This is a genomic window from Gelidibacter sp. F63206 (assembly GCF_023015735.1).
Window position 1 is genome coordinate 1 of sequence record NZ_JALKAU010000082.1, and the last position, 2,220, is coordinate 2,220.

At 31.1% G+C, this 2,220-nt stretch carries 2 protein-coding genes; both read left to right on the forward strand.

Annotated features, from left to right (window positions below; genetic code table 11):
- The first annotated feature begins 832 nt into the window (after positions 1–832).
- Positions 833–1,303: a hypothetical protein gene (locus tag MWU32_RS04630; protein WP_246938187.1), complete on the forward strand. Its 471-nt coding sequence runs from the start codon at positions 833–835 to the stop codon at positions 1,301–1,303.
- Between the two features lie 300 nt (positions 1,304–1,603).
- Positions 1,604–2,083, forward strand: coding sequence for a hypothetical protein (locus MWU32_RS04635; RefSeq protein ID WP_246937150.1), 480 nt, complete (start codon positions 1,604–1,606; stop codon positions 2,081–2,083).
- Positions 2,084–2,220 lie beyond the last annotated feature (137 nt).

The following is a 2,220-nucleotide window of genomic DNA, read 5'->3' on the forward strand; positions in this document are numbered from 1 at the left end:
TAAACGTTGGCAAACAGTTGAGCAGAACCTAAAAAAAAGCGGAACTAATTCGAAAAAAAAAATTGGTTTTTAAGATTGAAAACAGAAAACGTAATTGAAAAACACAACGCTGAATTTATCAGTATTGCGGAAAAACTTAAATTCCTTGAAATCCAATGTTAAGTCGCTAAAAAACTGAAATTCTGTGATTGCCAAAAGTCAGGCTGAAAATCAGAACCGACAAAGAGTACGGCGAAATCCAATCTGACGGATAAAAACCTTCCGAACCAAATCGAATTTTTTTTTTTGGTTTTAAAGTGCGAAATCGAAAGTTTATGTTTCACGAGCCAATCTGATCGAAAAACATTAATAAAAGTTGAATGCGGAAAACCATAACAGTAATTAATCGGAATTGACTAAATTGAACTTTTTAACAATAATATGTCGGAAAAAATACTCGAACGAAAAAAGAATAAAACCGATTTGCCAACACTGTGTACAAGCCATTGCTCAAACCCATCCAGTTCACAAAATTCTTGCGAATTCTGAAACTTTGGATAGACTTAAAAGATTGGATTAATAAATCCGCAACAGCTCGTACACATAAACGTTGCCAGTAATTTGAATGAACCACTTTAATCTCATAACAAGTTTAGTTTTATTAGGGTTAACAGTCCTATGTTTTTGGCTCCCATTTAAAGAGGGAAAAAAGCGAACTGGAATTATAACTGGAATTCTTCTATCTATAATCATAGCTTGGACAATTCTGGCTGAATTAGAATTTCTTGTGATTTTTATTTGGCCATTTATTTTAGTCTTTCAAATCATATTTCTGATTTATTGGACATTTCGAATGTTTAAACGACCGAAAACAGGAAAGTATGTCTCATCATTTTTGACTTTAGGTTTCATCTTATTATGTATGTCACCTTGGATAAGTGACTGGACTTTTAGTAAAAAAGATGCACGGAAATTATTTGCGGAACATAATATTGAATTGAAAGACGATTTTAAAATCCTAAATAATGAAAGTGGCGGATTTATGGACTACGCACACACTTTAAAAATTCAAATTTCGGATTCTGACAAATCGAGAATCGCAAAGGAAATACGAGAATCTAAAGGTTTTATAAAAGTGATGGATTTTAAAAATAATTTTCCTTCAGCGGATTATGAAACATTTGAAAAATTGAATTTTGAAACGGAGAATTATCTTAATCGAGAATACTATGTAAAAGAACCTATGGAAGATGGAACTGTTCACTTTCATTTTCAACTTTCAAAGACCAAAAACGAATTACAATATATTGGGACTGATCAATAAAAAACTACTGGCAACAACGTATATAGCTCATAGCTTTGTAGTTGCTTAATCGAAATTAAGGCATATTTGGAAAGTCGCCAAATTTTTAAATTTGACGATTTTCAACAAAAAAATAAATAGTAAAATTCAAAAATCTGGCTTGTGCTTTATCCGAAAATAATTTCCTAATTTGCACGCTACGAGCCATATACAAAACCGTTGTAACACATTCCCCACACAATAAAAACTCATTTATTTCATAAACTAACCAGTAAAATTATTGTGTAGGAAAATTATAGTAAATTTGACTTTAGCCAAAATTTGAGAAAACTAAAATATTATATATTAACAATATTCATTTCCTTGAGCTGTTCTGAAAAAAATACAGAATGGAAAGCAGAAAGAGAAGCTTCTATTCATTTCGGAGGGGAACCTAAAATTGAAAGCTTTACGCTCTCATTTCATAGAAAAGGTGACACTTTAATTTATAATTATGTTAGTAAAATTGACAGTACAAAAACTATCAATATTCAAAAAGCAGCAAACTCAAATATTTTATTTTTTGGATTTAGGGAATTCATTGAGTCAGACAAAAAAACATTTCGAAACCAGAAACTAAAGGATTTAGAATTTAAATATTATGATTTAGAAAACCCTGGAACCCATGGAACAGGACCAATTTTATTTAATTCAGAATATGGACTTCTTGCAATAAACAATGTTTATGGACCTACAATTATTTTTCTTGAAGCAAAAGATAATAATTTGACTGAAATAATAATTAATAATTTGAATGAATGAAAACGTGTTACAACAGTGTGTATAAGCAATGGCTTGTTCTCGCCTACTTGGAAAATCCTTCGGATTTTCCTCTGGCAAGTACCTGTTTGCAATTGTCCGTACCGAACCACACCACTGCTCATACACTAAACGTTACC

Bases quoted from the DNA above. Each gene is read 5' to 3' on its own strand.
- MWU32_RS04630 (WP_246938187.1), top strand. From the start codon at position 833: ATGTTTAAACGACCGAAAACAGGAAAGTATGTCTCATCATTTTTGACT.